Here is a 23,967-nt window from a genome sequence, read left to right as displayed (position 1 = left end):
TCGGCCTTGGCCCCCGCCATGACAAGTGTGACGCTTGCGTGACAGCATACGCCGGTGGAACGCCATCCGCCGTCAGACGCCGAGCCGGCCATACTCTCCAGAAAAATAGAGCAGAGGATTGCCCGGCCGTTCGGCATAGCGCCGGACGGCGCCGACCAGGATGACATGGTCGCCGCCGTCATGCAGCGCATGCAGCGCGCATTCGAACCGTGCCAGACAGCCCGGCAGCAGCGGCGCGCCGCCCAGCCCGTCTTCGACCGCAAGCCCGGCGAACCGGTCGGCCTCGGGGTCGGCGAACAGGTCCGAAAGCGGCTGCTGATCGGCATCCAGCACGTTGATCGCGAAATGGCCGCTGGTGGTGAAGGCGTTCAGGCTGGGGGAGGTCCGCTCCAGGCACCAGAGCACCAGCGCCGGGTCCAGCGAGACCGAGGTGAAGGAATTCACCGTCAGCCCCGCCGGCCGGCCCGCGGCATCGCGGCAGGTCACCACGGTCACCCCGGTCGCGAAGCGCCCGAGCGCAGAACGATAGGCGCGGCTGTCGCCATCGGCCGGGCTGCCCTGCAGCGCCCATCTCAGGGTGTCGGTCATCCCATCCTCGCACGCGATCCGCCGGCACCAGGCCGGCCTTGCAGTGTCATGGATATGCGATCGGATGGAGACGAGTCAAACCCGTGCCGATGCCGGCCCCTTTCGGGCGGCCGCGGTCTCGCGCGCCGCAACCTGCCGGCGCGCGCGGCGCTTGCGCCACCAGATCACCACCCCGGTGACCGAAACCACCGCCAGCGCCACGCCCGCCACCGCGATCAGGATGCGACCGGCAAGCCCGCCGATCCGGCCTGAATGCAGCGGGAACTGCACTTGCAGGAACACGTCGCCCGGGGTGCCCTGGCCGGGGATGGTCGCCATCAGCACCTCGCCGGTCTGGTCGTCGAGATAGAGATGCGGGTGGCCGGTGTCGATCGCCCAGACATCATGCGGCGCCGCCTCGTCCAGGCTGACGATATAGACCCCGAAGACGGCATAGTGATAGGCATCGACCGCCTGCGGCGCCAGGCCCCGGGCCGCGGCATAGGCTTCGGCGCGGGCCGCCGCCGCTTCGAAGCCGAGCGCTGGCGGCGGCGGGTCGGGCCGGTAGCGCGGCGCGCCGATCTCGCGCGCACTCGGCGACAGCGCCGCCACCTGGCCCAGCAGCGGCCGCACCAGCTGGGTTTCCAGGTTCAGCGTCACGCTGCTGATCGCCAGCACCAGGAACACCAGCCACAGCCACAATCCCGGGGCGCGATGCAGATCCAGCACCCGGCGATGGCTGCCGGCGCCGCCGAGCGACAGGCCGGGCTTGATCTTCCACGCCGGCGCCCAGCCGGCCCCGAAGCCGCGGGTGAAGGGCAGCCGCCCCCGCGGCAGGGTCAGCCACAGCGCCACCAGCGCATCCAGCGCCCAGATCAGCGCCACCACCCCCAGCAGCCATTTGCCAACCGGCCCGGCAGTCAGGGAATAGTGGAAGGTGTAGAGGAAGGGCATGATCGCGGTCATCTGGTCGCGCCGGCCCAGAATCTCGCCGGTCACCGGATCGACGAAGACCTGGTCATAGCCGGGCGGCGGGCTGCCCGGCCGCGGCAGCACGGTCACCAGCACCGCCTCGCCCGCCACCGGCCGCAGCGGCAGGGCGGTGACCGCGATGCCCGGATCGATCGCCGCCACCCGCGCCGCGATCTGATCCGGAGCCAGTACCGCCCCCTGCCCCGGCGCCAGGAACAGCGTCGGGTTCAGCCAGGCGTCCAGCTCGTGCCGGAAGACGATGGCACTGCCGGTCAGCCCGGCCAGAACCAGGAAGAGCGCGGTGGAAAGCCCCGCCCAGCGATGAAGCCTGACCAGAAAGCTGCGCATCGCCTGTCCGTCACCACCGGTACTTGATCGAGGCAGTCACCGCCCGGCCGGGGCCCCAATAGCAGCCGGTGGCCGACAGGCAGGTGGAGACATAGCGTTCGTCCAGCAGGTTGGTGGCGTTGACCGCCAGGCTGGCCCCGGCGGCATCGGGGCTGAGCCGGCCCAGATCGAAGCGCAGGCCCGCATCGAACAGGGTGACACCCGGCGATTTGAAGTCGTTGTTCAGATCGCCATAAAGGTGGCCGATATAGCGCACGCCCGCACCAAGCCCCAGACCTTCGGCGATGCCGTCCTCGAAGCTCTTGTCCAGCCAGAGAGCGGCCGTGTTGCGCGGCACGAAGGCCAGCTGGTTGCCGAGCTGTCCCTCGCGCAGGGTCTCGGTGATTTCGCTGTCGCTGTAGGCATAGCTTGCGATCGCGCGATAGCCATCCCCCAGCTCGGCATGGGCTTCGACCTCCAGCCCCTTCACCTCTACCTCACCCGTCTGGATATAGGCGGCACCCGACGTGCTGGTGGCGACGTTCTGCTGCACCAGATGATAGGCCGAAACCGTAATCATTGAGGCATAGCCGGTGGGCTGATAGCGCAGCCCGATCTCGGCCTGACGGCCCTTGGTCGGCTGCAGCGGCTGGTCTTCGTCGTTCCGCCCGCCCAGAGGCTGGAACGAGGTCGTGTAGCTGACATAGGGGGCAAGACCGTTATCGAAGGCATAGACCAGACCGGCCCGGCCGGTAAAGGCTTCGTCATTCTGGCGGATGACGTACTGCTCGTCCGGGCTTTCACTGTCCGTGTCGGTCTTCGACTGCGCATGGTCGTAGCGCCCGCCGAGCATCAGATGCCAGCGACCGAAACTCATCAGGTTCTGGACATAGGCGCCCACCTGCCGACGGGTCTGGTCAATGTCGATATTGACTGAGGGCACAGAGATGCCGCCGGTATAGACCGGATCGAAGATATCGATGGTGCCCGCCCCGGCCAGGTGGGTCTCCTCGAAATGGCTGCGCTCATATTGCAGGTCGACGCCCATCAGCAGGTCATGACCTACCGGCCCGGTCTCGAATGTCGCTTCGGTCCGGGTGTCGAGGGTCACCGTCCGCGCCGTCTCGGGGAAAGCCCAGGCGTAGCGGTAAAGAGTCGTGTCCGCCAGGGCATAGCCCTGCACGCGGCGGGTGTCGGTATCGACATCGGCATAGCGCAGGCTGTGGCTGAAGGTCCAGACATCGTCCAGCCGGTGCTCGACCTCGTAGCCCAGCATCCATTGTTCGTTGGTGAACAGGTCGTAATCGGGCTCGCCCACGAAGCGGCTGGTCGGGATATAGCCGTCGGGATGGGGGTAGAGCGTGCCCACCGCCGGCAGGGCCGGCGCACCGCCGCCGCCTTCCGAGCGGATCTTCTGATACTGCGACAGGATCGTGATCGTGGTGTCGTCGCCGGCCCAGGTGAAGGCCGGGGCGACGAAGATCTTATCCTCCTCGACATAATCGTATTCGGTGTCGGCCTGGCGCCCGAGCACGGTCAGGCGATAGAGCAGACGCCTGTCGTCATCCATCGCGCCCGAGAAATCACCGGCCAGCTGACGGCGGTCATAGCTGCCGGTGCCGAGTTCGATCTCGTTCAACCTCTCGGCCGTCGGGCGCTTGGAGGTCATGTTCAGCAGGCCGCCCGGGGCATTCTGGCCGTAGAGCACCGAGGCCGGGCCTTTCAGCGCCTCGATCCGCTCCAGCCCATAGGGCTCGATGCGGGGCTGGCTGTAGCCGCGCGCACCGAAGGGCAGGCGCAGCCCGTCGAGATAGCGCCCGGGGGTGAAGCCGCGCACCGTGAACCAGTCGACCCGGAGATCGACATCGCCATACTGGCTGATCACGCCCGGCGTATAGCGCAGCGCCTGGGAGACGGTGGCAGAGCCCTGTATGTCCATCTGGTCGCGGGTGACCACGGACACCGCCTGGGGGGTGAGCATGATCGGCGTGTCGGTCTTCGACGCCGTCACCGAATGGGTCGCGACGATCCCTGGAACGGCACCGCGCGCCGTGCCCTGGCGCCCCGCATCCACCGTCAGCGGATCGAGCTGCGTTGCCCCGTCGGGCGCGGGCGGCAGGGCCTCCAGCATCACCGCCCGCGGCCCCGTCAGGCGATAGGTCAGCCCCGTGCCCGCCAGCATCCGGCGCAGGGCCTGCTCGCTTTCCAGCCGGCCCTGTACGCCGGGCGAGACGACACCGGCATCGAGCCCGGCCGCGAAGCCCGCATTCCAGCCGGTGGCGGCGCTGAAGGCGTTGATCGCCCCGACCAGCGGCTGGCTGGGGATGTCGAAATCATGCGGCTGATCCTGGACGGCAGCCGCGCTCTGCGCCTGCACCACCGTGCTGGCGCCCATCCCGGCGCCGGCCAGAATGGCCGCGCCAACCAGGGCCATGGCGGCCTGGCGCCCGGTGGTGTGGCGGCCTGCACTCTTGCGCCGCTGCTGATGCCGTCTGGTCATGTGGATCGTCCCGCCTGTGCGTCACCGAAAGGGCGGGGCGTGCTGCATGTCTTGCGATTGCGTCTCGTATGCAGTTACGCCCCGCAGACCTGACGTCACCGGGCGACGGATCGCGTAAATTTTTCTGAAGAAAATTTTCAGGCGCCCGGCATGCCGGGAGAATTTCAATGCAGAATCAACAGCCTGCCGGTGATCTGCGTGATCTCGGCACCGGCAACGGCGGCAAGGGCGAGCGTGCTGCCGGCCGGATCGTCCAGCCGGTAATTGCCGGTGACGCGGCGGGCGGCAATGGCAGGGTCCGTGACCAGGATCCGCCCGGGCAGATAGCGGTCGAGTTCGGCCAGGACATCGCCAAGCGGCCGGTCGACGAAGACCAGCCGGCCATCCAGCCAGCCCAGCCCCTGAGCGGGATCGGGGCGGGCGGGATCGGGGCGGGTGACGATGCCGGGGCCGGTGCCGTCCAGGCGCAGCGCGTCGCCGGCACCCAGCGCGCGGCTGCGGCCGGCGGCCCCCGCCTCCACCCGGCCGCTGCGGACCTGCACCATGACCGCGTCGTCGGCGGTGAACCCCACGGCAAAGGCGGTGCCGGTGACCCGCACCCTGGCGGGTCCGGCCGCCACCTCGAACGGCCGGGCGGCGTCGGGCGTGACCTCGAAAAAGGCCCGGCCCTCCAGCAGGGTCAGATGCCGTCCGGTCTCGTCGATCGTGACCGCGATGGCGCTGTCGGTGTCGAGCGTCACGCGGGAACCGTCGGCCAGCACCACGAGCCGGCGTTCGCCGGTGGCGGTGATCGCATCGGCCCGCAGCCGCAGCGGCAGGTCGAGCGCCGCCCCGATGCCGATCATGAGCAGGACCGAGGCGGCCAGGGCCAGCGGCCAGGCCCGCTGCCGTGGCCGGCGTGTTGCGCCAGACGTCGCCGGCTGCACCGATCTGGCCAGCGCGGTTGCGAAGACATCGGCGCCCCACATCGCCTCCACCCGGGCGAGCGCGGCTTCATGGGCCGGATCGGCGGCCGCCCAGTCGGCCAGTGCCTGCCTGTCTGCCGGGTCGGCATCGACATCGCGGGCGCGGATGAAGCGCTCCAGCGCCGCATCGAGCAGGGCTGCATCGATGGGGTCGGTCATCGCCTGCCACCCGTGAAACTGCCCAGACAGGCGGCCATCGCGTCCTTCAGATCCTTCTGAACCGTGCTGGTCGACACGCCCAGATCGGCCGCGACCTCGGCATAGCTGCGGCCTTCCAGCCGGCAGGCGACCATCACCCGGCGCTGGCGCGGCGTCAACCGCGACATCACCTGTTCCAGCCGGTCGAGCAACTGACGGTCGCCGACTTCCGCCTCGGGGCTGGGCGTGTCGGCGGCGATATGGGCAAGATCGTCCTGATCCTCGCCCTGGCGCAGCACGGCGCCCTGGCGTCGCTCCCGGCGCAGATGATCCAGCGCCAGATTGCGGGCGGTGCGGAAAAGGAAGGGTTCCAGATGTTGGATCTGGGTCTGTGCCAGCGCGGCCCGGACCTTCAGATAGGTCTCCTGCGCCAGATCCTCGGCCACCGCCAGGCTGCCGACGATCGGCAACAGGCTGCGCACCAGGATGCGCCGCCGGCCTGAATAGATGTGGTTGAGCCGGTCGAGCGCCGTTCGGTCCAAGATCCGCACTATCCCGAAGAGCCCGCCGGTCCGCCCGGCCTCCGTCAGCTCTCGGAATATCAAGATTGAGACTTATTTGCAATTAGGGGATCGCATCGGACGGGCAGATCCCGTCTCTGAAACGAGGACGCCCGGCGCAGGTTTCCCCACACCGGGCGTACGGCCGGACCGCCCTCCCCCCCGGCGGCAGTCCGGCAAGCTCTCGACACGGGGCTCACGGCCGCCGCGTTACGAAACGTTTACTCCAGGATACGGAAAAAGCAAGTGGGTCCCGCATAATTCCGCCAAATACGATCATTCTGCATCGCGAAATCAGCGTCCGCCGCGGATCTCCCGGCTCAGGAGGCGATGGCGGCCGGCATTCTGCGCGCAACCGGCAGCATGGCGGCACCCTCGGCACTCGCGATCGCGGCATCGACGGCAGCCTGAATGGGCGCACGGCCAAAACCCGCCCGGGCCATGACGTTCAGCCCCTGCAGCACCGCGGTCAGCATGGAAGCGACGGCAGTGATCTGCGTCTCGTCGGCACCGGTCGCACCGCGTGCCAGCGCACCGGCAAAGGCCGCACGAACCCTGAGCAGATGCGCGCGCGCCGCCTCGGCCGCCGCCTCGTCCCAGGGCGCGCGTTCGACCGCACAATTGGTCATCAGACAGCCCCAGCGGCGTTCACCCGCAATGATGCCGTCGACCACCCGGGTGAAGAAGGCGCGGATCGCCGCCAGCCCGTCGCCGCGATCCTGCTCCAGACCATCAAGCGCCTTGTCGACCACCCGCGCCCGGTAGCGGTCCACCGCTTCGAAGAACAGCGTGCGCTTGTCCCCGAAGGCTGCATACAGGCTGCTGGGCCCGATGCCGGTGGCATGACGGATAGCCTCTACCGAGGTGCCGTCATATCCGTGACGCCAGAACAGATCCACCACGTGATCGAGGACCCGTTCGCGGTCGAAGCCTCGCGGCCTGCCCATAATGTGCTTCTCCTTCACTGCCGGCATGGCCCCGCTGTTGCATTGCGGGAAACCACATAAAAAAATCGGATGACCGGCTCAGTTTGACCGAGTGGCGCGCGAACGCCAAGCCCTGCGCTGAGGGCGCGTGCAGGGCGCCTGCGTGGGCATGTCACCATCGGGCGGCGGCGGCGCGGTAATGCCTGCCACCCGCGCGGCCATATCGGGCCCGGCGATACCCGCCCAGCGGCGGATTTCCGGCGAATCCGGACCCATGGCGAAGCTCAGCGCCAGGCCGGTCAGCATCATCGCCTCGCCCAGCCGGTGGTCGGCGGCGATTTCGGCGCGATAGGGTGCGATCAGGTCCAGCCAGGGCATGGCGTCGCGGCGCACCAGATGCGGCGGCCGCCACAGCAGCACCGACAGCCCGGCCAGCGCCGCCGACCGGCGCGGCCCCGATCCGCCTTCGGCATCCCGGGCGATCCGCAGCATGCGGCGCGCGCGCCGCTCGGCCGAGGGGCAGTCGCCGCCGGCCAGTTCCGTGACGGTCAGGGCGGCGACAGCCTGCCAGCGCGCGTCCCGTGCCGGGCTCACGATGCCGGCCTGCCGGCCGGTCGTCCCGGCGCCCAGCCCGGTGCCGCCAGTTCGAAACCGTCGAAGGTGAAGGCGGGCGCCACCGAACAGCCGACCAGCGTGTACTCGCCCAGGGTTTCCGCCGCCTGCCACCAGCCGGCGGGCACCACCAGCACCGGCCGGCCGGCATTGGCATCCGCGGGGTGCAGGGGGTCGAAGCCCAGCAGATGGCGCCGCGGGGCCGCGGCATCGTCGGGTGCCATGTCCAGCGCCAGCGGCGCCCCGGCATAGTGATGCCAGACCTCTTCGGCATCGACCCGGTGCCAGTGCGACCGCTCTCCGCGGGCCAGCAGGAAATAGATCGTGGTCAAAGCCCCCCGGCCCCCATCGGGTGCAGGGCTGCGCCAGACTTCGGCAAACCATCCGCCTTCGGGATGGGGGGCAAGCCCCAGGGCCTCCACGATCCGTGCTGCCGCCTGGGGCAAGGCCGCAAGGCGTGTATCTTTGGGGGCATGGCTCATCGGGCGTCTCCACTGTCGCCTTTCATGTCCCATCCGCCCAGGATAGCGGCGGAAGGGACATGGCCGCAATCGAACAGACGCCATGATTGCATGGCGGCGGCGACCAGGGCATTCTTGCGGCATGCCTGATCGCTGGCGCCGCGCGCTCATCGTCTTCACCCTGGTCTGGATGACCTTCGTCACCGCGGTGACCGGGGCGGATCCCGCGCATCCCCTGTTCGACGGCTTCTTTCTGGTCCCGCTTGCCGCCTGGATCCTGGCCCTGCTGGTCCATGGGCTGCGCAATCGCGGCAGGCAGGAACGTCCCCCCGTCAACCCCGACAGCCGGCCGCCCCGCGGCCCCTGAACCGGGCCGGCCGACGAAATCCCGCAATCCATGCGGCCACGGGTCGGGAACCCTTGTTTCGCATGCGCCACGCGACCATAACTATGGCGCCTGCGGCGTGTTGCCACGCTCAAGGCCTCCCCCGCCGCCCGCGCCCCCGCACGGCCCCGCCTCCTCAGCCAGGCTGCCCGACATGACCGACGGTATGACCATCGATCACGACGCCCGCATGCTGATCAGCGACGGCGACGCCGAACAGGCGGCCGCCCGGGCGGAACATCTGGGCCGGTCCGCCCTGGAACGGGGCGACCGCAATCTCGCCCGACAGATCTTTTTCCTGCTGGTCGACCGCATCGCTTCGAATGCCGATACGGCGGCGGCGGCCTATCGCCTCTCCCAATCCGCCGCCCAGGTGGGGGAACCGCTGGCGGTGGCCGATGCCGGTCGCGGCGATATCGATGCCGCCCGCGACGTGTTCCGGCGCCTGTCGCAGCAGGCCACCCGCCACAACCGGGTTCTTCTGCCATCAATGGCGCGTGTGCTGACCGCCATCGCCGACGCCCATGCCCGCGCCGGACGGATGCGGGTGGCCTTTGAAGAGGTCCAGCGCGCGGTGCTGCTGCTCCGCCCGCTTTTCCTGGCCGAGCGCGAGACCTATGGGCCGTCGATGGCGCCGATCCTGCGCGCCTATCTGGCGCTGGCCCGCGATGCCGGCCAGCCGGTCGACCGTGCGATGGCGCGGGAGCTTTTTGCCGCCTTCGCCATCGGCGCCCCCACCGGAAACTGATCCGCAGGCTCCGGCTCCCGGATGACGGAACCCAGGGATGAACCCGGCTGTCGCATACATCCCGTACAAGTTGATCTGCATGCTTCCGATTCAGGAAAGACGATGATAGCCTGTCGCCATAATTGATCGGATCACGGACCAGGCGATCCAGGGTTACGTCCGGCCGGAACACGGCCGGTCCCCGGGGCAACGGGGGCAGAACCTGGGTCGACAGGGTCCGAACGGGCAAGGGACGGCAGGCACCATGGTCAATATCGTGAAACTCTCCGCCGGCGCGATCGACGAGGCGGCCGAGGTGATCCGCGCAGGCGGGCTGGTCATCACCCCCACGCGCACGCAGTACAACCTGATCTGCGACGCCTTCAACGCCGATGCCATCCAGCGGGTGTTCGACGTGAAGAAGCGCACCAAATTCGGTCCGCTGACCTTCTCGATCGCCAATCCGGCCGAGGCGGCCCGCCATGTGGTGGTCCCCGACTGGGTCGCCCCCGATGCCTTCGAGCGGCTGTGGCCGGGGGAGCTGACGCTGATCTTCGACAAGGCCTGCGACCTGCCGCCGGCCTTCACCATGGGCTATGACACGCTGGGCGTGGCCTGCCAGGGCGCATCGCCGCTGGAAGACATCATCCGCGCCGCCGGCCGGCCGGTGGGGGCCACCTCGGCCAACATCTCGGGCCAGGGCGATATCTTCGTGGACCTCGAGAAGGCGGTCGCCGATATCGGCGACGGGGTCGATCTGATCATCGATCTGGGCGGCGACACGCCCGGCGCCACCTCGGACAGTGCGGTCAAGGCCAACACCATCGTCGACTTCACGTTCGAGCGGCCGTATCTGGTCCGCGCCGGGGTCTATCCGGTCAGCCGCATCCAGGAGGTCTTCCCCAATCTGGATACCGACACCGAGGCCTACAAGCAGCGCCTGATGCAGCGGGTGAACGAGGTCCGCGGCCGCGCGGCCAGCGCGTGAGGACCCGGTCATGAGCATCCGCAGCCCACGCGACGTGCCGCTGATCTATGTCTATCGCATCCTGTCGCGGCTCTATTTCCACCTGCCGATCCTGTTCGTGTTCTTCTACGAACGCGGGCTCGACATCTTCCGGCTGGAACTGCTGCTGGCGGCCTATGGCCTGACCATCTGCCTGGCGGTCGGCCCGGCCGGCCGGCTTGGCCGGGTCTTGCCGCAGAAGGGCGTGATCGCCACCGGGGAGGTGCTGAAGGCGGCCGGCCTCGGCATGATCGTGGCCTTCGCCGTCGCCTCGCCCCTGCCGGCACCGCTGGCGGCCGATGGCGGCTTCTGGTGGCTGCTGGCGGCCCAGATCGCCGGCGGCATCGGCTATGCGCTGGCCCAGGGCACGGATTCGGCCCTGCTGCGCAGTCTGCACGGCGATGACGAGGTCATCGCCTATCGCACCCATGAAAGCCGCACCGCGTCTCTGATCTTCCTGGCGGTGCTGGTGGCGGGTACGGCGGGCAGTGTGCTCTATCGCTTCGCCCCGGAACTGCCCTTCCTGGCCGCACTGGCCGCGGCCCTGGTCTCGGCGATCGCGATCCTGATGGTCAGCACCCCGGCGGCGCCGGCACAGACCGCGGCCAGCCCCGGCGCGCCCGCTTCCCCCGCCCCGGCGACCAGCGTGCCGGGGGAAGCCGGCTGGATGGCCTATTACGTGCTGATGCGCGCCTTCGCGCTTGCAGCCTTCGTGGGCTTTCTGCCGGCGCTGTTTTTCCTGACGCTGAAGGTCGATCTCTACTGGTTCGGGCTGGTGCTCAGCCTGTTCAACCTGGCGGCCTTCCTATCGGCCCGCTATGCGCCGACCGTGATGGACCGGATCGGCGCCCGGGCGATCACGGTGGCCATGCCGGCGATCGGCCTGGTCTCGCTGATCCTGTTCGCCACCGCCTCGGAAAACCTGATCGCCGGCCTGGTCGCGATCACCGCGCTCGGTTTCGCCACCGGCGGCATCCGGCCGGTGACCATGGCCAATCTCAACCGCCTGCCGATGGCGGCCCCTGCCCGCGCCCGGCTGATCGGCCGCATGGAACGCTGGTACGGGCTCACCAACGCCGCCGTGCTCGCCGTGGGCGGCTGGTGTCTGGCGGCCTATGGCTTCGTGCCGCTGATGTCGGGTGTGGCGGTGCTGTTCGCGGCCCTGGTTCTGGCCTATGCGCTGGCCGGCGAACAGCTGATGGGCCGCGGAACGGAGCGCCGCACGGCATAGACGGGGCAGCTCGTGCAGGTCGGTTCGTGCGGGTCAGTTCGTGCAGGTCAGCCGCGCGCGTAGCCGGCAATCGTCTCGCGCGCGGTTGCGATCTCGGCCAGCAGCCAGTCTTCCACAAGGCGGACCTGGCGGCGGCGACGCAGTTCGGGGCGGCGGACCAGGAAATAGGACACGCCGCTCGGCACCGCCCTGTCGATCGGCACCACCAGCCGGCCGTCGCGGATTGCCTGATCGGCCAGGACCACGTCGGCGATGGCGACGCCGAGACCGGCTTCGGCGGCACTCAGCGCCATGTCGAGCGCGTCGAAATCCAGCCCGTCATGGACGCGCAGCGGCATGCCCGACTTCTCAGACCAGGTGATCCAGTCCTGATGATCGGGCAGCGGGTGGAGGAGCATGGCGCTGCGCAGATCTTCCTCCGGCCGGTCGGAATCCAGATGCCCGGGGGCCGCCACCGGCACGATCCATTCGGCGTAAAGCTCGGTCGCATCCTCGTTGGGAAAGCCGCCGCGGCCATAGCGGATGCCCAGATCGGCGCCCGTCTCGTCCACCGTCATATCGTTCAGACGGGTCTGGACCACGATCCGGATCATCGGATACTGCTCGTGGAACCTGTGCAACCGCGGGAACAGCCAGCGCAGGGCGAAAGTGGGGATCACCTTCAGCGTGACCACATCCTGGTCGTTCTGGAACGGATCGATCGCATTGGCGATGTGATCGAAGGCTTCCGTCACCGCCAGGGCCAGGCGGCGGCCCTCTTCGGTGATCTCCATGCCGCCATGGGTGCGCAGGAACAGCGACACGCCCAGCTGTTCCTCCAGGATGCGCACCTGACGGCTGACCGCGCTTTCGCTGACATTCAGCACCTGCGCGGCCTTTTTCACCCCCATATGGGTCGCCACCACCTCGAAGCATCTGAGCGCGTTGAGCGACGGCAGACGTCGGGACATGGCGCGCCTCCTGATGGCCGGTCGTCAGCGATGGGGGTCGAGTGTATCCCTGAGCCCGTTGCCCATGAAGTTGAAACTGGTGACCGTCAGGGTGATGGCGAGGCCCGGCAGAATGGCGAGCCAGGGAGCCGAGGTCAGATAGACCTGGGCATTGTTGAACATGTTCCCCCAGCTCGCCATCGGCGCCTGAATGCCATAACCCAGATAGCTGACATAGGATTCGAGCAGGATCGCCCGCGCGACGTTGAGCGTGGCGGCAACGATGATCGCGCCTGCCGCATTGGGCAGCAGCTCCACCACCATGATGCGAAGATCCGACGCACCGGCGGTGCGGGCGGCCGCGACATAATCGGCCGTGCGCAGGGCGCGATACTGCCCTTCGACCAGCCGCGCCACGCTCATCCACGAGGTGGCGGCGATCAGGATGGTGGTGGAGGCAAGGCCGGGGCTGATCAGCAGGGCCAGGGCGAGCACCAGAAAGACGGTCGGAAACGCCATCATCGCATCGACGAAGCGCATCAGCACGGTGCCGATCCCCCCGCCGCGCCAGCCCGCGACCATGCCGATGGCAGTTCCGATCACCACCGAGAGCAGCATGGCCGAAAAGCCGATCGCGAGCGAGATCCGCCCGCCGCCGAGCAGGCGGGCGAGCACGTCCCGGCCCAGCTCGTCGGTGCCAAGCAGATGGCCGGGGCTGAGCGGCGGCAGGAAGCGGGCGAGCACGTCGATCCTGTCCGGATCGGTCGGATCGATCAGCGGCCCGAGAAAGGCGGCGGCGGCCATCGCCAGGATGAGCCCGGCACCGGCGACGGTGGCGGGCCGCGCCATCAGCCGGCGCAGGAAACCGGGCGGCATGGGGGGTGCCGTGATGTCGGGGGCGGTCTGCACTGTCATCGCCGTCAATCCATCCTGATCCGGGGGTCGGCGACCGCATAAAGCAGATCGGCCAGCAGCGAGCCTGCCATCACCATCAGCGCCGAGAGCATCAGAATGCCCATCACCACCGGATAGTCGCGATATTCCAGGCTGTCGAGAAACAGCCGGCCCATGCCCGGCCAGCTGAACACCGTTTCGGTGACCAGTGCACCGCCGAGCAGGGTGGGGAATTGCAGCCCGACCAGGGTGATCATCGGCAGCAGCGCGTTGCGCAGCGCATGGGCGCGGATCACCACCCGTTCGCGCAGCCCCTTGGCACGGGCGGTGCGGATATAGTCCTGCCCCAGCGTGTCGAGCATCGAGGCCCGCATGAACTGCGCCCAGACCGCGGTCTCCACCAGCGCCAGCACCATCACCGGTGCGACCATGTGATGAAGCACGTCACCGAGCGAGCCGTCGCCGATGGTGCTGCGATTGCCGGACGGCAACCAGCCGAGTTCGATCGAAAACAGATAGATCGCCATCAGGGCGAACCAGAAGGTCGGGATCGACAGCGCGATCATGGCACCGCCGGTGGCGAGCAGGTCGGTCAGCGAATGCCGGCGCACCGCCGCCCGCATGCCGATCACGCCGCCCAGCAGGGCGGCGATCACGGTGGAGGCGAGCATGATTTCAAGCGTCGGCCCGATATGGGTCGCGATCTTGGTCAGAACCGGCAGCCCGTCACGATAGGACTGCCCCCAGTCACCGGTCACCATCCGGGCGAGCCAGTCGACATATTGCAGCAGGAAGGGCCGGTCCAGCCCCAGCTGGCGGGTGATCCGGTCGATATCCTCCTGCGCCATGTTCGACGACAGGACGTATTGCGACAGCGGCCCGCCCGGGGCGAGATGCAGGATGCCGAAGCCGATGACCGAGACCAGCAGCATCAGCACCACGGCCTGCCCGCATCGTCGCGCCAGATAGATCGTCATGGTCCGGAAGATCCTCCGTCACGCCGCCCAGAACCAGTGTCGCATGTTCCAGCAGTTCGACGAGGCATTGATGTTCGGGCGATAGCCGGTGAGCTTCGCCTTCACCCCTTCGACGATCACCGACTGCGACACCGGCAGGAAGACCAGATCCTCGCGGATGATCTGCTGCAGGCGCTGATAGATCTTGCGCCGCACCGCCTGGTCCATCTCGCGGCTGCCGCGTTCCAGCAGCCCGTCAACCTCGGCATTCCGGTACTGATAGGTGTTGAGGCCGCTGCCGCCCTGGGCCGGGATCGCCTTGCTGGAGAAGCGCGGCGTGACGTCCGGGTCGCTGCCCTGCAGGAAGTTGGAGGCGACCATCACCGACTGATATTGCGACTTCTGCCAGAATTCGCCCCAGATCACCGCGCCCGGCATGTTGTCGATCGTCATGTCGACGCCGATCTCGCGCCAGTCCTGCTTCAGCAGCTGCTGGGCCTGTTCGCGCGACTGGGAACCGGCGCTGGTCGAATTGGTGAAGGCCAGGCGCACGCCGTCCTTCTGGCGGATGCCGTCGGCGCCGGGCAGCCAGCCGGCCTTGTCGAGCAGCGCCTTCGCCGCCGCCGGATCGTGGCTGTGCTTCGGCAGCCCGTCATCGAAGGCCCAATGACCGTGGGGGACGTAGGATTCGGTCTCGATCGGCCGGCCGGGATAGATCGCTTCCAGCCGCGCCTTGCGGTTCATGGCCAGATAGAGCGCCTGGCGCACCGCCTTGTCGGCAAAGGGCGCGAAGCCGTGGTTGAGGGCGATATGCTCGACGAAGGGCGCCGGTGCCGCCACGATGCGCCGGTCCGGCAGGGCGCGGGCCTCGGCATCGAAGGCCGGCTGCAGGCCGGAGAGGCCCAGATAGTCGATCTCACCGCTGCGGAACTGGGTGTAGAGCATGGTCTGATCGGGGATGTAGCGGAACACCACCCGGTCGAGATAGGGCCCGTCGCCGTGATAGGCGGGGTTCTTTTCCAGCAGCACCAGCTCGCCAGCCCGGCCCTCCCCCCAGCGGAACGGGCCGGTGCCGACCGGGGCCGTGTTGAAGGGGGCGGTGTTCGGATCATCCGCCTTGCCCAGAATATGGCGGGGCACGATGAAGGTGAGCGACAGCACCGACATATAGGGCGCGAAGGCCTCGGACAGCACCCACTGGATTTCGTCGTCCGCCGTGACCGTTACATTGCGCAGCAGGGAGTGGCCGACCCGGTTGCGCACCCGGAAATCGGGATTGTTGATCAGGTCCAGCGTGTACTTCACGTCATGGGCGGTGAAGGGCGTGCCGTCATGCCAGGTGACGCCCTTGCGCAGCCGGATCTTCCAGATCCGGCCATCGGCCGACAGCCCGCCATTGGCGACCGTGGGCAACTCCGCCGCCAGATCCGGCACGATCGTGCCGTCGGCATCGATGTACCAGAGCGTGCTGAACAGCTGCCACCAGATGCCCTGGTCGTATTCGCTGCCCGGCATCAGCGGGTTGAACACCGTCGGCTCCTGAGAGATGCCGGCGATGACCTGGCCGCCCGGCCGAGGCTCGGGGCCGGCGGCAAGGGCGCGGAACGGCCCCGCGGCCATGCCGCCGACCGCACCGGCCACCCCCGCCGCGGCGGAGAGTTTCAGAAAGCTGCGCTTCGAAAGCGAAGGCGTCTGCATGACGTAAGTCTCCCGATGGATCTTCTTTTTTGGTCGATCGTGCCGGCTTTTTGCCGGTCATAGGGCAGCGCGGGGGGAAGAGAAGGCGTCAGCCGGCCGCAAGGCCCGGCCGGTCGGGCGACAGCGCCGCAAGGCGGAGGCCCCAGTCGTCCAGATCGTCCGGCAGGGGCCGGTTGCAGGCGATCGCCGCCACCGCCCGGCCGAGCGCCGGCGAGGTCAGCACGCCGCAGCCGCCCTGCGCCGCCAGCCAGACGAAGCCCGGCGCCGCGCCCGACATGCCGCAGACGGGGTTGCGGTCGGCCACGAAACTGCGCATGCCGGCCCAGCTGGCCAGCGGCCGGCGGATGGTCAGCCTGGTGTCGCGCTCGATCGCATGGATGCCGAGCGCGACATCGAAATCTTCCGGATACATCTCGCCCGGCTGAACCCGATGGGCATCGGCGGGCGAGCCCATGAAACAGCCGGCCTCGGGCTTGACGTACCAGTCATATTCGGCCGAGGTGACATGCGGCCAGTCGCCCCCAAGGCTGCCGCCTTCCGGAGCCTGCATCAGTGGAAAGGTGAAAGCAGTGCGGCGATAGGGGGTCAGGCCGATCGGCGCCACACCCGCCAGACCCGCCACCCGGTCGGCCCAGCCGCCGGCCGCATTGACCAGCACCGGCGCCTCGTGGCGACCGGTCGCGGTATCGACCACCCAGAGCCCGCCCTCGCGATGGATGGCGGTTACCGCAGCACCGGTTTCGGTCTGGGCGCCGTTGCGCCGGGCGCCGCGCAGATATCCCTGAAGCAGGCGGTCGACATCGATATCGGCGGCATCCACCTCCAGCACCGCCTCATCGACCGTCTCGGGCCGAAGCGCCGGGAAGGCTGCGAGCGCGCCGGCGCGGTCCAGCCGCTCCGCCCGGCCGCCGGCCTCGGCGATCCGTGCCTCCAGCCGGTCGAGCACCGCGAACCGGTCGCGCCGCGCAACCGTCAGGCTGCCGCGCGGGCTGATCAGCGGCCCCTCGGCGAAGCCCTCGGGCGGGGTCTGAAAGAAGCTGCGGCTGGCGGCAGCGGCCGCCCGCATCGTGTCGGCGGAGATGCCGACCGTGAACTGGCCCGCGGTCCGGCCCGAGCTGTGGGTGCCGAAATGGCTCTCCTGCTCGATCAGCACCACTTGCCCTGCTTCCGACAGGAAGAAGGCCGCCGCCGCCCCCGATATGCCACCACCGATGATGACGAAGTCCGCACGCATATCCGTCCGCTCTCCCTGAGGCTGTCTCGTCGCCGTCGATCGGCGGACCCAATTGGATCGCAGGGCCGGATCGGGTGTCGATTCTAATAAATCGCAGGCCCGACCCAATAAAGTGTGGCGGGGTGACAGCGGATCCTGTCTCGCGCAGGGATCCTCGCCCCATAGAACCAGCTCCTATGCCGGTTCGATTTATTGCACCCCAGGCGCGATTTTTTGACATCGACGTCGGCGGCGCCGGTCTCCGATCCTCATGGCGGAGTTCAACCCGCGACGGTGCCAGAGATGACCGACTTCCCCCATCCCGTGTCTTCGACCCCGCCTTCGACCGGCCGGCGGCTCTATTCCGGCAGCGCCTGGGAACGGCGCTATGCCTATGCCCGGGCCGTTGTGACCGGCAACCGGGTCCGGATATCGGGCACCACCGGCTATGACTACAAAGCCGATGTGCTGGCCGAGGGTGCCGCGGCCCAGACCGCCCAGATCTTCCGCAATGCCGCCGCCGTTCTGGCAGAGGCCGGCGGCGGGCTGCAGCATGTGGTGCGGGTGCGGATCTACATCGCCCGCACCGAGGATTACGACGCGGTCATGGACGGCTATGCCGAGGCCTTCCGCGGCATCGATCCGGCCTGCACCACGGTTCAGGCCGGGCTGTTCGACCCCGACATCCGGGTCGAGATGGACATGGATGCCGTGCTCGATGCCGTCGCTTAGTCTTCTGGGGCACGCCCCCGCCGACACCCTGGCCCGGCTTGCCGGCGGTGCCGAGCCGCTGCCCGCCACGGCCGATGCGGTGATCCTGGGCGGCGGCATCATGGGCTGTGCCGCCGCCTGGTATCTTGCCCGGGCCGGGCAGAGTGTCGTGCTGATCGATGTCGCGCGGATCGGCTCGCAGCAATCGGGCCGCAACTGGGGCTTCGTGCGCAGCCTCTGCCGCGACCCGGCGGAACTGCCGCTGGCGGGGCTCGCTTTGTCGCTCTGGCCGGGGCTTCAGGCCGATCTGGGGCACGAGACCGGCTGGCGGCAGCGCGGCTGCCTGTTCGTCGCCGCCGATGATGCCGAACAGGCCTCCCATGCCGACTGGCTGAAAGAGGCCGGCGACCGGGTCCACGACACCCGGCTGTTGAGCGCGGCCGAGGTGACGCGGGCGTTTCCGAGCCTCGGCAGCCGCACCGCCGGCGGCATCCTGGCTGCCGGCGACGGCCAGGCCGAACCGCTGCTCGCAACCCTCGCGTTCGCCCGCGCCGCCTGTGCAGCCGGTGCCGTGTTGATCGAGGATTGCGGCGCCCGGGCGATCGAGACCGCGGCCGGCCGGATCAGCGGTGTCGTCACCGAACACGGCCGCATCGCCACATCCACCGTCATCTGCACGGCCGGCGCCCGCAGCCACCGCCTGCTGGCCGGGCTGATCCCGGCCCTGCCGCAGAAGACCGTGCGCAGTACCGTGGCCCTGACCGCGCCGATGGCCGATCTGGACCTGCCCTGTTTCGTGGGCGCGGGGCTGGGCCTGCGCCAGCGGCCCGACGGGTCGTGCATCATCGCCACCGATGGCGGCACCGATGTCGACCTCACCCTCGATTCCTTCCGCGCCGCCGGCTTCTTCCTGCGCGAGTTGATCCAGCGGCGGCGGGCCTTCTCGCTCAAGCTGGGCCGCCCCTTCGCCGACGACCTGATCGAGCGTCTGGCGGAACCCGCGACCACGCGCACCCTGCGGCCGCGCGCGCCCGACATCCCGGCCAATCCGAAACGGGTGTCGGATGCGGCCAGGCGCTTCGCGACGCTGTTCCCCGCCGCCGGCACGCCCCCGATCGCCAAATCCTGGGCCGGCGCCATCGACGTGATGCCCGACGCCCTGCCGGTGATCGACACCCCCGCCGCCACGCCCGGCCTGCTGGTCGCCACCGGCTTTTCGGGCCACGGCTTCGGCCTCGGCCCCGCGGTCGGCCGGGTGCTGGCGGATCTGGCCATGGGCCGGCCGGCACCGGTCGACATCACCCCCTTCGCCGCCGACCGCTTCGCAACCGGCAGGTGGCGCCGCCCCTATGGCGGCATCTGAAAGCTATTGCGCCTGGTCTGCTTCCCATCTTTCGCCACGGAGCCTGCGCCCATGACCTGGTCGACCCTCGAAGACACCCGGCGGATCGCCGCAGAGCTGCGCCTGCCCTCGCGGGCCTTCATCGACGGCGCGCCGGCCGCCGCCCGCAGCGGTGCCCTGTTCGAGACGCTGAACCCGGCGACCGGCGCGGTGCTCGCCCCCCTGCCGCTCTGCGGTGCCGACGAGGTCGACCGCGCGGTTGCCGCAGCCCGTCGATCATTTCGCGACGGTGTCTGGTCACGGGCGACGCCCGAACGGCGCAAGGAGGTACTACTGCGCCTGGCCGGGCTGATCCGCGCCGCCGCCCCGCGCCTTGCGGTGATGGAAAGCCTGGAAAGCGGCAAGCCGGTCAGCGACTGCCTGAAGGAAATCGGCGGCGAGGTGCCGGACTTCTTCCAGTGGTATGGCGAGGCGATCGACAAGAGCTATGGCGACATCGCCCCCACCGGCGAAGGCGCCTGCGCGCTGATTATGCGGGAGCCGATCGGCGTGGTCGGCGCCGTACTGCCCTGGAACTTCCCGCTGCTGATGGCGGCCTGGAAGCTGGCACCGGCGCTCGCCGCCGGCTGCTCGGTGGTGGTGAAGCCGGCCGAAGAGACCTCGCTGACCACGCTGGCGCTCGCCGAACTCGCGATCGAGGCCGGGCTGCCCGAAGGCGTGCTCAACGTCGTCACCGGCCCGGGGGAGACCACCGGCCGGCTGATCGGCCAGCATGGCGATATCGATGCGGTCTCGTTCACCGGCTCGACCGAGGTCGGGCGGCTGTTCCTGCAATATGCCGGCAGCAGCAATCTGAAGACCGTAGGGCTGGAGATGGGCGGCAAGAGCCCGTTCATCGTGCTCGACGATGCCGATCTCACCCCTGAGCTGATCGACCATGCGGTGACCGCCGCCTTCTGGAATGCCGGGCAGAACTGCTCGGCCAATATGCGCCAGATCGTGCCGCGCCGCCTGCAGGAGGACTATCTGGCGCGGATCGTCGACCGGCTGCAGTCGCTGGCGCCGGGCGATCCGCTCGACCCCGCGACCGGGATGGGGCCGATGATTTCGGCCGGCCACCGCCGCCGGGTTCTGGCCCATCTGGAACGCGGCCGGGCCGAGGGGGCGCGGCTGGTGTACACCGGCCGGGTCGATCCGGCGCTGGCGGCGGGCAGCTTCCTTGCCCCGGTGGTCTTCGGCGACCTCACCGCCGGCATGTCGATCGCGCGCGAAGAAATCTTCGGCCCGGTTCTCGGCACCCTGCCGGTCGACGGCATGGACGAAGCGCTCGCGGTCGCCAACGGCACCGAATACGGACTGCATGCCACGGTCTTCACGCGCGACATCGACCGCGCGCTCCACTTCGCCCGCCGGCTCAGCTGTGGCACGGTGGCGGTGAACGGCTTCACCGAAGGCGACGTCAAGACGCCCTTCGGCGGCTGGGGCAAGTCGGGCTCGCTCGCCCGCGACAAGGGCCGGGAGGCGATGGCGCAGTATCAGCAGGTCAAGACGGTGTGGATCGGCCTGAAGACGCCGGTCGACCGCAGATATGGAGGGGCGGCATGACCGAGACGGCCTCTCCGCCGGTGCCTGCCCCCGTCCTCGAGATCGCGGGGCTGGGCGTCGCCTTCCGCGGCCCCGCCGGCTGGACCAGCGTCGTCCGCGACATCTCGCTCGCCGTCTGCCCGGGCGAGACCGTGGCGGTGGTCGGCGAAAGCGGCTCGGGCAAGAGCGTCACCGCCATGGCGGCGATGCGCCTGCTGCCGCCCGCGACCAGCCGGGCGACCGGCTCCGTTCGCCTTGAGGGCCAGGAGCTGACCCCCCTGCCCGAGCCCGCCATGTGCCGGGTTCGCGGCGGCCGGATGTCGATGATCTTCCAGGAGCCGATGACCAGCCTGAACCCGGTCCGGACCATCGGCTTCCAGATCGCCGAGGCGCTGATGCTGCATCGCGGGCTGGACCGCCGCGCCGCCGATGCCGAGGTGGTGCGCCTGCTCGACCGCGTCAGGATTCCGGCCGCGGCCTCGCGCCTGGGCGACCATCCGCACAATTTCTCGGGCGGCATGCGCCAGCGGGTGATGATCGCCATGGCGCTGGCCTGCCGGCCGAAACTGCTGATCGCCGACGAGCCGACCACCGCACTCGACGTCACCATTCAGGCCCAGATCCTGGGGCTGATCCGCGAATTGCAGGCGGAAGACGGCATGTCGGTGCTGTTCATCACCCATGATCTGGGCGTGGTGGCCGAAATCGCCGACCGGGTGGTGGTGATGTGCCGCGGCGCCCTGATCGAAACCGCCGAGACCGCCCGGATCTTCGACGCCCCGCAACAACCCTATACCCGCGCCCTGCTCGCGGCCGTGCCGCGGCTGGGGGCGATGCGGTCGATCGATCGCCCGACCCCCTTCGATGCGATCGATCCCGAGAGCGGTGCCGCCACCCCGGCGGCGCCGCTTGACGTGACCCCCGACCATGCGGCGGCACCGGCGCTTGAAATTCGTGGCCTCACCACCCGCTATCTGACCGGCGGCGGGCTGCTGGCCCGGCGGCGGCCCGCCGTGCACGCGGTCGAAAACGTCTCCTTCACGGTCGCACCGGGCGAGACCCTGGCGCTGGTCGGCGAAAGCGGCTGCGGCAAGTCCACCATCGGCCGCACGATCATGGGGCTCACCCGCCCCCATGCCGGCGAGGTGCTGGTCGACGGCCGGCCGCTCGACGGCTTCTCGCGCCGCGATGCCGTGCGCCGGGTGCAGATGGTGTTCCAGGACCCCTTCTCCAGCCTCAACCCGCGCCATTCGGTGGGCACCGCAATCGCGGCACCGCTGGAGATCAACGGCATCGCCCGGGGTGCCGCCGCCCGGGCGCGGGTCGCCGAACTGCTGGCCCTGGTCGGCCTCGATCCGCAGATGGCCGGACGCCGGCCGCAGGAATTCTCGGGCGGGCAGCGTCAGCGGCTGTGCATCGCCCGCGCGCTTGCGCTCGAACCCTCGGTGCTGATCGCCGACGAGGCGGTCTCGGCGCTCGATGTGTCGATCAAGGCCCAGGTGGTCAATCTGATGCTGGAGTTGCAGGCCCGGCTCGGCCTCGCCTATCTGTTCATCTCCCACGATATGGGCGTGGTGGAGCGCGTCGCCCATCGGGTGGCGGTGATGTATCTGGGCGAAATCGTCGAGATCGGGCCGCGCGCGGCGGTGCTCTACGATCCCCGCCACGCCTATACCCGCCGGCTGCTCGACGCCGTGCCGGTGGCGGACCCGGCCGCGCGCTTCCGCCGCCGCGACATCGCCCCCGCCGAGATCGCAAGCCCGCTGCGCCCCGCCGGCTGGGAACCGCCGCTCCGGCGGTATGACGAAGTGGCGCCCGGCCATTTCGTGATGGCCTGACACGCTCCATTGCCTGCTTTCCGACAAGACGAGGACGACCGGACATGGCCCTCTCCGCCGCGGCCCGCGCCCATCTCACCCGCTTCTATGACGGCCAGCTGCTACCTGACGAGATGATCCGGACCATGACCACCGACACCGGCTGGTTCCCGACCCGCATCATCTCCCGCGGTTCCGGCCCGGTGCGGGCTTTCGAAGACCATCCGGCAGGCGGGCTGCCGCCGCTCGCGATCCGGGACAAGGGCCGCGTCTTCGACCTTTACGACTATCTGGCGACCAACGCCGTCGCCGGGCTGATGGTGCTGAAGGACGGCCGGCGGGTGGCGGAGATCTGCCAGCGCGGCGTGACGGCGGATACGCTCTGGCATTCCTGTTCGCTCGCCAAATCGATCGCCTCCACGCTTGTGGGCGTGGCGATCGCCGAGGGCGCCATCGGCTCGATCGACGACCCGGTCACCAGATACGTCCCCCTCGGCGGCGGCTATCGCGCGGTCACGCTCCGCCAGGTGCTCAGGATGTGCTCGGGCATCCGCTGGAATGAAGACTATGTGGATCCAACCTCGGACCGCCGGCAGCTGCTGGAGGTTCAGGCCCGCTGGCAGCCGGGCGGGATCATCGGCTTCATGACCGGCCTGCCCGCCGCAACGCCACCCGGCGGGGCCTGGGCCTACAACACCGGCGAAAGCTATCTGGTGGCGGCGGTGGTCGAGGCCGCGACCGGCATGCGCCTCACCGACTATCTTTCAAGCCGGATCTGGTCGCGGATCGGCATGGCCCATGATGCCCGCTGGTGGTGCGAGGCGCCCGAGGGCATGACCATCTCGGGCAGCGGCATGAATGCCGCCCTCTCGGACTATGCCCGCTTCGGCCAGTTCGTGCTGGACGACGGCCGGATCGACGGCCACTCCATCCTGCCCGCCGGCTGGCGTGACGAGGCCGGCAGCCCGTACGAGATCGACGGCCGCCGCATCCCCTATGGCTATATGTGGTGGGTGCCGGAACTCGACGATCCGATCCTGGCCGGCAGCTTCCAGGCCGAAGGCATCTATGGCCAGTACATCCACATCAACCCGGCCCATGGCCTGGTGGTCGTGGTGGCGAGCGCGCGCTCCAAACCCGGTTACAAACGCCGGCTGGAAATCGACGATGACGCTTTCTTTGCGGCTATTGCCCGGGCTTTGAGCTGATCGCAGCCGCCTGGCCGTCGCGCAGCATCTCCACCGCCCGGCGGACATGGGGGTCCAGGCCCTCGCCGCCGGCGGCCAGGTGCTCCAGGATCGCGGCGCGCATCCGCGGGTCCCAGAACTGGCGGATATGCTCGGCGGTGCCCTGGGCCGCCTGATCGGGGCCCTGGGCCACGAAGAAACGGCCGATCTGGTTGGCCATCATCACCAGCTTGTCGGGGGACATCGGCGGTCAGCTTTC

Annotated in this window: 23 protein-coding genes; 9 read left to right on the top strand and 14 right to left on the bottom strand. The window is 69.1% G+C overall.

Translation table 11 applies throughout. The features are described 5' to 3' along the window. Positions 1–72: 72 nt before the first annotated feature. The 8 genes from CMO28_RS17015 to CMO28_RS16980 form a co-directional block, all read right to left on the bottom strand. Positions 73–588: a flavin reductase family protein gene (locus tag CMO28_RS17015; RefSeq protein WP_296715463.1), complete on the bottom strand. Its 516-nt coding sequence runs from the start codon at positions 586–588 to the stop codon at positions 73–75. Between the two features lie 75 nt (positions 589–663). Then, the gene (locus tag CMO28_RS17010) at positions 664–1,887 is read right to left on the bottom strand and encodes a PepSY-associated TM helix domain-containing protein (RefSeq protein WP_296715462.1); all 1,224 of its coding nucleotides are present in this window, start codon (positions 1,885–1,887) and stop codon (positions 664–666) included. 10 nt (positions 1,888–1,897) lie between these two features. Then, a complete protein-coding gene (locus tag CMO28_RS17005; protein WP_296715460.1) occupies positions 1,898–4,366 on the bottom strand; it encodes a TonB-dependent siderophore receptor in 2,469 nt (822 codons plus the stop codon). 164 nt (positions 4,367–4,530) lie between these two features. Next, entirely contained in the window at positions 4,531–5,490 is a 960-nt protein-coding gene (locus CMO28_RS17000) for a FecR family protein (RefSeq protein ID WP_296715458.1), read from the bottom strand. Then, positions 5,487–6,011: an RNA polymerase sigma factor gene (locus CMO28_RS16995; RefSeq protein WP_416370975.1), complete on the bottom strand. Its 525-nt coding sequence runs from the start codon at positions 6,009–6,011 to the stop codon at positions 5,487–5,489. Before CMO28_RS16995 ends, CMO28_RS17000 begins: the two co-directional genes overlap by 4 nt. A 338-nt stretch (positions 6,012–6,349) precedes the next feature. Continuing rightward, on the bottom strand, positions 6,350–6,976 hold the full coding sequence (locus tag CMO28_RS16990; RefSeq protein ID WP_296715453.1) for a TetR/AcrR family transcriptional regulator: 627 nt from the start codon (positions 6,974–6,976) through the stop codon (positions 6,350–6,352). A 78-nt stretch (positions 6,977–7,054) separates the two neighbouring features. Continuing rightward, positions 7,055–7,549 carry a hypothetical protein gene (locus CMO28_RS16985; protein WP_296715452.1) on the bottom strand — a complete coding sequence of 165 codons (495 nt, stop codon included), beginning with the start codon at positions 7,547–7,549 and terminating at the stop codon, positions 7,055–7,057. Further along, positions 7,546–8,049, bottom strand: a complete 504-nt coding sequence (locus tag CMO28_RS16980) for a cupin domain-containing protein (RefSeq protein WP_296715450.1) — start codon at positions 8,047–8,049, stop codon at positions 7,546–7,548. The genes CMO28_RS16985 and CMO28_RS16980 overlap by 4 nt, the downstream gene beginning before the upstream one ends. Before the next feature lie 121 nt (positions 8,050–8,170). Here CMO28_RS16980 and CMO28_RS16975 point away from each other — a divergent pair, with 121 nt between their 5' ends. From CMO28_RS16975 to CMO28_RS16960, 4 genes are all read left to right on the top strand, one after another. Next, positions 8,171–8,395, top strand: a complete 225-nt coding sequence (locus tag CMO28_RS16975) for a hypothetical protein (RefSeq protein WP_014744555.1) — start codon at positions 8,171–8,173, stop codon at positions 8,393–8,395. 172 nt (positions 8,396–8,567) lie between these two features. After that, positions 8,568–9,161, top strand: coding sequence for a hypothetical protein (locus CMO28_RS16970; RefSeq protein WP_296715449.1), 594 nt, complete (start codon positions 8,568–8,570; stop codon positions 9,159–9,161). A 244-nt stretch (positions 9,162–9,405) separates the two neighbouring features. Then, complete coding sequence (locus tag CMO28_RS16965; RefSeq protein ID WP_296715447.1) at positions 9,406–10,128, top strand: L-threonylcarbamoyladenylate synthase; 723 nt, start codon at positions 9,406–9,408, stop codon at positions 10,126–10,128. Between the two features lie 10 nt (positions 10,129–10,138). Next, positions 10,139–11,377 carry an MFS transporter gene (locus tag CMO28_RS16960; protein WP_296715446.1) on the top strand — a complete coding sequence of 413 codons (1,239 nt, stop codon included), beginning with the start codon at positions 10,139–10,141 and terminating at the stop codon, positions 11,375–11,377. A gap of 47 nt (positions 11,378–11,424) precedes the next feature. Here the strand turns inward: CMO28_RS16960 and CMO28_RS16955 are convergent, their stop codons facing one another. The 5 genes from CMO28_RS16955 to CMO28_RS16935 form a co-directional block, all read right to left on the bottom strand. Continuing rightward, positions 11,425–12,327, bottom strand: a complete 903-nt coding sequence (locus CMO28_RS16955) for a LysR substrate-binding domain-containing protein (RefSeq protein ID WP_296715444.1) — start codon at positions 12,325–12,327, stop codon at positions 11,425–11,427. A gap of 24 nt (positions 12,328–12,351) precedes the next feature. Continuing rightward, a complete protein-coding gene (locus CMO28_RS16950) occupies positions 12,352–13,221 on the bottom strand; it encodes an ABC transporter permease (RefSeq protein ID WP_296715443.1) in 870 nt (289 codons plus the stop codon). Positions 13,222–13,226: 5 nt separating this feature from the next. Further along, entirely contained in the window at positions 13,227–14,177 is a 951-nt protein-coding gene (locus CMO28_RS16945) for an ABC transporter permease (protein ID WP_062763777.1), read from the bottom strand. A gap of 18 nt (positions 14,178–14,195) precedes the next feature. Beyond that, positions 14,196–15,854 (bottom strand): peptide ABC transporter substrate-binding protein, encoded by a 1,659-nt coding sequence (locus CMO28_RS16940; RefSeq protein ID WP_296715441.1) that lies wholly within the window; start codon positions 15,852–15,854, stop codon positions 14,196–14,198. 88 nt (positions 15,855–15,942) lie between these two features. After that, complete coding sequence (locus CMO28_RS16935; protein ID WP_296715439.1) at positions 15,943–17,088, bottom strand: NAD(P)/FAD-dependent oxidoreductase; 1,146 nt, start codon at positions 17,086–17,088, stop codon at positions 15,943–15,945. 282 nt (positions 17,089–17,370) lie between these two features. On the opposite strand from CMO28_RS16935, the gene CMO28_RS16930 reads away from it, so the two are divergent. Genes CMO28_RS16930 through CMO28_RS16910 form a run of 5 tightly spaced genes read left to right on the top strand, consistent with a single transcriptional unit; the run spans position 17,371 to position 23,729 of the window. Continuing rightward, a complete protein-coding gene (locus CMO28_RS16930) occupies positions 17,371–17,799 on the top strand; it encodes a Rid family hydrolase (protein WP_296715437.1) in 429 nt (142 codons plus the stop codon). Then, positions 17,786–19,141: an NAD(P)/FAD-dependent oxidoreductase gene (locus tag CMO28_RS16925; RefSeq protein ID WP_296715435.1), complete on the top strand. Its 1,356-nt coding sequence runs from the start codon at positions 17,786–17,788 to the stop codon at positions 19,139–19,141. The genes CMO28_RS16930 and CMO28_RS16925 overlap by 14 nt, the downstream gene beginning before the upstream one ends. A 51-nt stretch (positions 19,142–19,192) precedes the next feature. Beyond that, complete coding sequence (locus tag CMO28_RS16920) at positions 19,193–20,725, top strand: aldehyde dehydrogenase family protein (RefSeq protein WP_296715434.1); 1,533 nt, start codon at positions 19,193–19,195, stop codon at positions 20,723–20,725. After that, positions 20,722–22,542, top strand: a complete 1,821-nt coding sequence (locus CMO28_RS16915; RefSeq protein ID WP_296715432.1) for an ABC transporter ATP-binding protein — start codon at positions 20,722–20,724, stop codon at positions 22,540–22,542. Before CMO28_RS16920 ends, CMO28_RS16915 begins: the two co-directional genes overlap by 4 nt. A gap of 44 nt (positions 22,543–22,586) precedes the next feature. Next, positions 22,587–23,729, top strand: a complete 1,143-nt coding sequence (locus CMO28_RS16910) for a serine hydrolase domain-containing protein (RefSeq protein WP_296715431.1) — start codon at positions 22,587–22,589, stop codon at positions 23,727–23,729. Here CMO28_RS16910 and CMO28_RS16905 read toward each other — a convergent pair. Beyond that, a complete protein-coding gene (locus CMO28_RS16905; RefSeq protein ID WP_296715429.1) occupies positions 23,707–23,952 on the bottom strand; it encodes a formate dehydrogenase subunit delta in 246 nt (81 codons plus the stop codon). The two genes, CMO28_RS16910 and CMO28_RS16905, sit on opposite strands and share 23 nt — an antisense overlap. Positions 23,953–23,967: the final 15 nt, after the last annotated feature.

This window comes from Tistrella sp. (assembly GCF_002684955.1).
GTDB classification, from domain to species: Bacteria; Pseudomonadota; Alphaproteobacteria; order Tistrellales; family Tistrellaceae; genus Tistrella; species Tistrella mobilis.
The sequence above is the reverse complement of the archived record's forward strand: the minus strand, read 5'-3'. Positions and strand labels throughout refer to the sequence as shown.

Bases quoted from the DNA above. Each gene is read 5' to 3' on its own strand.
- CMO28_RS16980 (WP_296715450.1), bottom strand. From the start codon at position 8,049: ATGAGCCATGCCCCCAAAGATACACGCCTTGCGGCCTTGCCCCAGGCG.
- CMO28_RS16905 (WP_296715429.1), bottom strand. From the start codon at position 23,952: ATGTCCCCCGACAAGCTGGTGATGATGGCCAACCAGATCGGCCGTTTC.
- CMO28_RS16925 (WP_296715435.1), top strand. From the start codon at position 17,786: ATGCCGTCGCTTAGTCTTCTGGGGCACGCCCCCGCCGACACCCTGGCC.
- CMO28_RS16990 (WP_296715453.1), bottom strand. From the start codon at position 6,976: ATGGGCAGGCCGCGAGGCTTCGACCGCGAACGGGTCCTCGATCACGTG.
- CMO28_RS16920 (WP_296715434.1), top strand. From the start codon at position 19,193: ATGACCTGGTCGACCCTCGAAGACACCCGGCGGATCGCCGCAGAGCTG.
- CMO28_RS16975 (WP_014744555.1), top strand. From the start codon at position 8,171: ATGCCTGATCGCTGGCGCCGCGCGCTCATCGTCTTCACCCTGGTCTGG.
- CMO28_RS16910 (WP_296715431.1), top strand. From the start codon at position 22,587: ATGGCCCTCTCCGCCGCGGCCCGCGCCCATCTCACCCGCTTCTATGAC.
- CMO28_RS16915 (WP_296715432.1), top strand. From the start codon at position 20,722: ATGACCGAGACGGCCTCTCCGCCGGTGCCTGCCCCCGTCCTCGAGATC.
- CMO28_RS17005 (WP_296715460.1), bottom strand. From the start codon at position 4,366: ATGACCAGACGGCATCAGCAGCGGCGCAAGAGTGCAGGCCGCCACACC.
- CMO28_RS17015 (WP_296715463.1), bottom strand. From the start codon at position 588: ATGACCGACACCCTGAGATGGGCGCTGCAGGGCAGCCCGGCCGATGGC.
- CMO28_RS16940 (WP_296715441.1), bottom strand. From the start codon at position 15,854: ATGCAGACGCCTTCGCTTTCGAAGCGCAGCTTTCTGAAACTCTCCGCC.
- CMO28_RS16965 (WP_296715447.1), top strand. From the start codon at position 9,406: ATGGTCAATATCGTGAAACTCTCCGCCGGCGCGATCGACGAGGCGGCC.
- CMO28_RS16955 (WP_296715444.1), bottom strand. From the start codon at position 12,327: ATGTCCCGACGTCTGCCGTCGCTCAACGCGCTCAGATGCTTCGAGGTG.
- CMO28_RS16970 (WP_296715449.1), top strand. From the start codon at position 8,568: ATGACCGACGGTATGACCATCGATCACGACGCCCGCATGCTGATCAGC.
- CMO28_RS16960 (WP_296715446.1), top strand. From the start codon at position 10,139: ATGAGCATCCGCAGCCCACGCGACGTGCCGCTGATCTATGTCTATCGC.
- CMO28_RS16945 (WP_062763777.1), bottom strand. From the start codon at position 14,177: ATGACGATCTATCTGGCGCGACGATGCGGGCAGGCCGTGGTGCTGATG.
- CMO28_RS16935 (WP_296715439.1), bottom strand. From the start codon at position 17,088: ATGCGTGCGGACTTCGTCATCATCGGTGGTGGCATATCGGGGGCGGCG.
- CMO28_RS17000 (WP_296715458.1), bottom strand. From the start codon at position 5,490: ATGACCGACCCCATCGATGCAGCCCTGCTCGATGCGGCGCTGGAGCGC.
- CMO28_RS17010 (WP_296715462.1), bottom strand. From the start codon at position 1,887: ATGCGCAGCTTTCTGGTCAGGCTTCATCGCTGGGCGGGGCTTTCCACC.
- CMO28_RS16930 (WP_296715437.1), top strand. From the start codon at position 17,371: ATGACCGACTTCCCCCATCCCGTGTCTTCGACCCCGCCTTCGACCGGC.
- CMO28_RS16950 (WP_296715443.1), bottom strand. From the start codon at position 13,221: ATGACAGTGCAGACCGCCCCCGACATCACGGCACCCCCCATGCCGCCC.